The 4,995-nt window shown below is 50.6% G+C and carries 4 protein-coding genes; all 4 read right to left on the bottom strand.

Annotation, left to right across the window (positions count from 1 at the left end):
- Positions 1-494: 494 nt before the first annotated feature.
- On the bottom strand, positions 495-1,043 hold the full coding sequence (lptC, locus tag FP815_16460) for an LPS export ABC transporter periplasmic protein LptC (protein ID MBA3016520.1): 549 nt from the start codon (positions 1,041-1,043) through the stop codon (positions 495-497).
- A gap of 179 nt (positions 1,044-1,222) precedes the next feature.
- A complete protein-coding gene (locus tag FP815_16455) occupies positions 1,223-1,879 on the bottom strand; it encodes a 3-deoxy-D-manno-octulosonate 8-phosphate phosphatase (protein MBA3016519.1) in 657 nt (218 codons plus the stop codon).
- On the bottom strand, positions 1,876-2,694 hold the full coding sequence (locus tag FP815_16450; GenBank protein MBA3016518.1) for a 3-deoxy-8-phosphooctulonate synthase: 819 nt from the start codon (positions 2,692-2,694) through the stop codon (positions 1,876-1,878). The genes FP815_16455 and FP815_16450 overlap by 4 nt, the downstream gene beginning before the upstream one ends.
- Positions 2,691-4,349: a CTP synthase gene (locus tag FP815_16445; protein ID MBA3016517.1), complete on the bottom strand. Its 1,659-nt coding sequence runs from the start codon at positions 4,347-4,349 to the stop codon at positions 2,691-2,693. Before FP815_16445 ends, FP815_16450 begins: the two co-directional genes overlap by 4 nt.
- Between the last annotated feature and the right edge of the window lie 646 nt (positions 4,350-4,995).

Genomic DNA, 4,995 nt, shown 5'->3' with positions numbered 1-4,995 from the left:
GAGTGTATGCGGTGATCGTATATACAGATCAGCTGATGAATAAAGATGATGGCGTCGCAAAAAGTCAGATCTACTGCGTTGCGTGGCGGTTTTGCTCGTTCGGCATACCATATGTATTGCCTCACTCACAAAAACACAGAGGACGCCTTGTATATCGGCCCTTTCGGAGTCTCGCAGACTCGCTTACCTGCTTAGCCATCCCGTGACTTTTTGCGAGTTCATCATGGTTAGGAGCCGTTAAGAAATAATATGTACACTCTGCCTCTTACTGTACGGCTCCATGCCGTTTAAAGTGTACAATGAAATGAACAGGTTATTTCTGTGCGACGGCTTAGTCATAAATCATCGCATGATACTCAATGTCAGTGTCTTCTCAGCCATTGACAGGAACCATTCACCGTCAACTGTCAATCGTAAACCGACAACCTGAGCAGTTATTAATAGAGCAGAATCATTGGATTCACTTTCATTCAAACACAAGAGAGGGATACCCGTCAAGGCTGAACAGGGGTGTAGAGAAAGTGAACTCGTTTGCCGACCCGCATAGCGGCGGTGTTTACGTTGTACATGAAGGAGGTTCCGCTGAGTGACATTTCATCGCCACTTATCGAAACTTCGCCGGCGCTTTTGATGGTTTCATATTTGATGAGATAGCGCAAAAACGGAGTCTTGATTATGAGATCAGCCGCCTCTATCAGCACACCATCCAGCAGGGTCACAACCTCTCGGTCTGGGTCATATACAGCGCTTCCACTCACGATATGGAGGGGGTTCGTTCCTACGCGGTTGGCGTTAACTTTTTCCAAAGTGACGGTGTTGTTGTCATTGGTGCTGTGGAGTCGTTGAGCTTGAAGGGAGATGTCCTGGATTCCCTTGGTTGCTTGTGAAAATGTAACGCCTTCCAGGGTAAAGCTTTTATCTTGACGCACAGGCGGAGAGACTGCTCCTTGCTCGATGGTCAGAAAGCTCGCGGCAAAGGATTGCCAAAGGGGAAGGGACAGCAGGATCAGCAAGGGGATCTGCCATGATTGGCGGTGTGTCATTATTGATGGTCTCGCAAAAAGTCACGGGATGGCTAAGCAGGTAAGCGAGTCTGCGAGACTCCGAAAGGGCCGATATACAAGGCGCAGTGTGCTTTTGCGAATGAGGCCACACATATGGTGTGCCGAATGAGCAAAAGTGCGCTGCAACGCAGTAGATCGGGCTTTTTGCGACGCCATCATTATTGTCTGGTCATGTATTCATTGAGCAGGTCTTGGCGGCGGCCTTGAGCCTCAATAATCAGGTCGCAAAGGTCGCGGACAGCGCCGTGGCCACCTGGGTGAGTTGAGACGAAGTCAACCACAGGAAGCAGTTCCGGCGCCCCGTCGGCAACCGTGGCGGCCAGTCCGACCTGGGTCAGTACCGGCAGGTCCAGCCAGTCGTCACCCATGAAGGCAACCTGCTGTGGGGTGAACTGCAGTTGGTTGAGAAGGGTATTGAAAACCTCCATCTTTCGCCGTGTCCCTTGAAAGACATGGGTTAATTTGAGGTCTCGGGCTCTTCTCTCCAGGGCCTCTGAGCGTCGGGCGGTGATCAGTCCGATCTCTACCCCGATTTTCTGGAGCATATTCATGCCAAAGCCGTCTCGGCAGTGGAAGGTTTTTATCTCATCTCCGCTGTTGGTATAGGTGATGGACCCGTCTGTTAAGACGCCATCGACGTCAAGTAAAAGGAGTTTAATATCTTTTGCCCGATTGAGGCAGGCTTGACGGCTCAATGGACCTGTCTTGCCTCCGTGCCGAGCCTGAGCGCGTTCCCGAAGGAATTGGGTGAATTCGCAATCTCCGGGGTACTGTTCGGATGGGTTAGCGGAAGGGGGGCAGCTGTCGATTGTCATGCGTTTACCACGTGATGGATGGCTAAAAGTTGGCGCAGCAGTGGCTCTACCTGATCCAGCGGCATCGAGTTGGGGCCATCGCACAAGGCAAGGTCCGGAGTTGGGTGAACCTCCATGAAGATACCGTCGATACCACAGGCGACAGCTGCTCTGGCTAAAGGTGGAATAAACTGGCGTTGGCCGCCTGAACAACCGCCAGCCCCGCCGGGCAGCTGTACGCTGTGGGTGGCGTCGTAGATGACCGGGCAACCAAGATCTCTAAGAACCGGGAATGAGCGCATATCTACCACAAGGTTGTTGTAGCCGAAGCAGACCCCGCGTTCGAGGAGAAGGAGGTTGGAGTTGCCTGATTCCTTAATTTTTCTTACGGCGAACTCCATGTCCCAAGGTGACATGAATTGGCCTTTTTTTAGTGAGATAGCCTTGCCTGAGTGGGCGGCAGCAACCAGCAAATCGGTTTGACGGCAGAGAAATGCCGGGATTTGAATGAGATCTAAGGTCGGGCTGACTTCTGCTACTTGTGAGATCTCATGGACGTCTGAGACTACCGGGATGCCGAGCGCCTTGATCTTGGCAAATATCTTCATCCCCTCTTTTAGCCCCGGACCCCGGAATGATTGGAGTGAGGTGCGGTTCGCCTTGTCGTAAGAGGCCTTGAAGATGTAGGAAATGTTGAGTCGGGAGCATACGTCGGCCAATGTTGTTGCGACTTGGATAGCCATAGCCTCTGATTCGAGGACACAAGGGCCGGCGAGTAATAAAAAAGGCCGGCCAGGGCCGACCTCGATGGTGTTGGTAATTTTAACGGAGTTCATGTGTTTTGGTGTTTTTCCAAGGCGGCTTTAATGAAGTCACGGAACAGTGGGTGGGGATTCATGGGTGATGACTTGAACTCCGGATGAAACTGGCAGCCAAGAAACCATGGATGATCGGCTATCTCAACAATTTCCACCAGGGTGTCGTCCGGAGAGGTGCCGCTGATGATCAGACCGGTGGTTACTAACTGTTCTCGGAAATCGTTGTTGAATTCGAAGCGGTGACGATGACGTTCACTGATGGCCTCAACGCCATAGGCTTTTCGAGCAAAGGTGCCTTCCTGCATCCGGCAGGGGTATGCGCCCAGGCGGAGTGTGCCTCCCATGTCCGAAGTTTCGTCGCGGACCTGGATTGTGTCGTTGCGATAATCAAACCACTCTTTCATCAAATAGATAACTGGGTGCTTGGTGTCTTGGGAAAATTCATTACTGGTGGCATCAGCCATGCCGGCAAGGTTGCGGGCAAATTCAATTACCGCCAGTTGCATACCAAGGCAGATCCCGAAGAATGGTATTTTGTTGATACGAGCGTAGGTGATGGCGTTGATCTTGCCCTCAACGCCTCGTTTGCCGAAGCCGCCGGGAACAAGAATTCCGTCCAGTCCCTCCAGCAGGTCTTCGGCCTTGCGTTGTTCGAGTTCTTCTGCGCTGACGTATCGAAGGTTGACCCGGGTGTCATTGGCAACACCTCCGTGGACTAACGCTTCGTGCAGGCTCTTGTATGATTCGGTGAGATCGACATACTTGCCGATGATCCCAATAGTGATCTGGTGGGTCGGGTTCTTGATCTTGTCGAGTAGTTGTTCCCAGTTGTCGAGGCGGGGAGCGCCTGTCCAGATGTTGAGGTGCTTTAAGATTTTTTCGTCGAGACCTTCCTGGCGGAAACGGATCGGGACTTCGTAGATGCTGTCCACGTCTTGGGCGGTAATGACATCGCTGGCGTCTACGTTGCAGAAGAGGGCAATTTTGGCCTTGATATCTTTCGAGAGCTGGCTTTCTGTGCGGCAGAGCAGGATGTCGGGCTGGATGCCGATGGCTCGCAGTTCTTTAACGCTGTGTTGGGTTGGTTTGGTCTTGACCTCACCGGCGGTCTTGATGTAGGGGACCCAGGTCACATGGATAAATAGTGCGTTCTCACGACCGTGATTGATCCGGAATTGACGGATTGCCTCCAGGAAGGGTTGGCCTTCGATGTCACCAATGGTGCCACCGATTTCAATAATAGCGACATCGACTGAGCCGTCAAGCTGGAGAATGGCGCTTTTGATTTCATCCGTGATGTGGGGGATGACCTGGACCGTCCCCCCATGATACTCCCCGCGGCGTTCCTTGGTGATTACTGAGTGATAGATCCGGCCTGAGGTGTAATTGTTGTTCTTTCCCAATACTGCGGAGGAGAATCGTTCATAGTGGCCCAGGTCGAGGTCGGTTTCGGCCCCATCATCGGTGACATAGACCTCACCATGCTGAAATGGGTTCATGGTGCCGGGGTCGACATTGATATACGGATCAAGTTTCTGGAAGGTGATCTTGAGCCCGCGGCTTTCAAGCAGCGCGCCAATAGAGGCGGCAGCCAAGCCCTTGCCAAGTGAGGAGAGGACCCCCCCAGTGATAAAGATGAATTTAGTCTTGATTTTGTGTGTGGGTGATTTCATGGCCGTCTATTATAATTTCTGACGATGGTTTGTCATTAAAAAAGTGTAACTTGTTCAGTTTGATGGTGATTGGTTGATCTGTCTAGGCTCATCCGCGATGCTATCAGTTGGGAATCATTGTTTGCTCCTTCCTCTCTGAAGAGTGAGCAGTCTTGATATGGATCATTAACCGTTAACTGTCAACTCGTAAACCTTCATTCTGAATAGTTGCAATAAATGTTTTTTTGGAAGCCCTTTGGGGGGCGGTAAATTGATGGGGTAAGTATTACGATTTTTTTTGAAAACACTTCTCGACAATACTTTTTAATGGGTAGATCTCAATTTTTCCCCTTCGACTCGGCGGTTTTTTTAATAAATTTCACTGGTTTTTATTATGAAATACATGAATGATGTGTTGAACCGATTAACGATTGAGGCCATATTCCGTAACCTGCTAATCTTGGTTCATGGGATCTGAAGGTCCTGCAAGGTTATGTTCCCTGAGGTAGTATAATGGTCGCCACAAAGAATCCGACGAGAAATCAAAACGGGTCTCCTATACAATAGAGGTGAGGAGTTTGTTTTTGATATAGCAAATTATCGACGTTAATGCGTCAAGAATTCGGAGTTCTTTTAATGTTAAGGATAAGGTAACTGCTCAGGTTGT

Source organism: Desulfobulbaceae bacterium, assembly GCA_013792005.1.
In the GTDB taxonomy this organism is placed as follows: domain Bacteria; phylum Desulfobacterota; class Desulfobulbia; order Desulfobulbales; family VMSU01; genus VMSU01.
The sequence above is the reverse complement of the archived record's forward strand: the minus strand, read 5'-3'. Positions and strand labels throughout refer to the sequence as shown.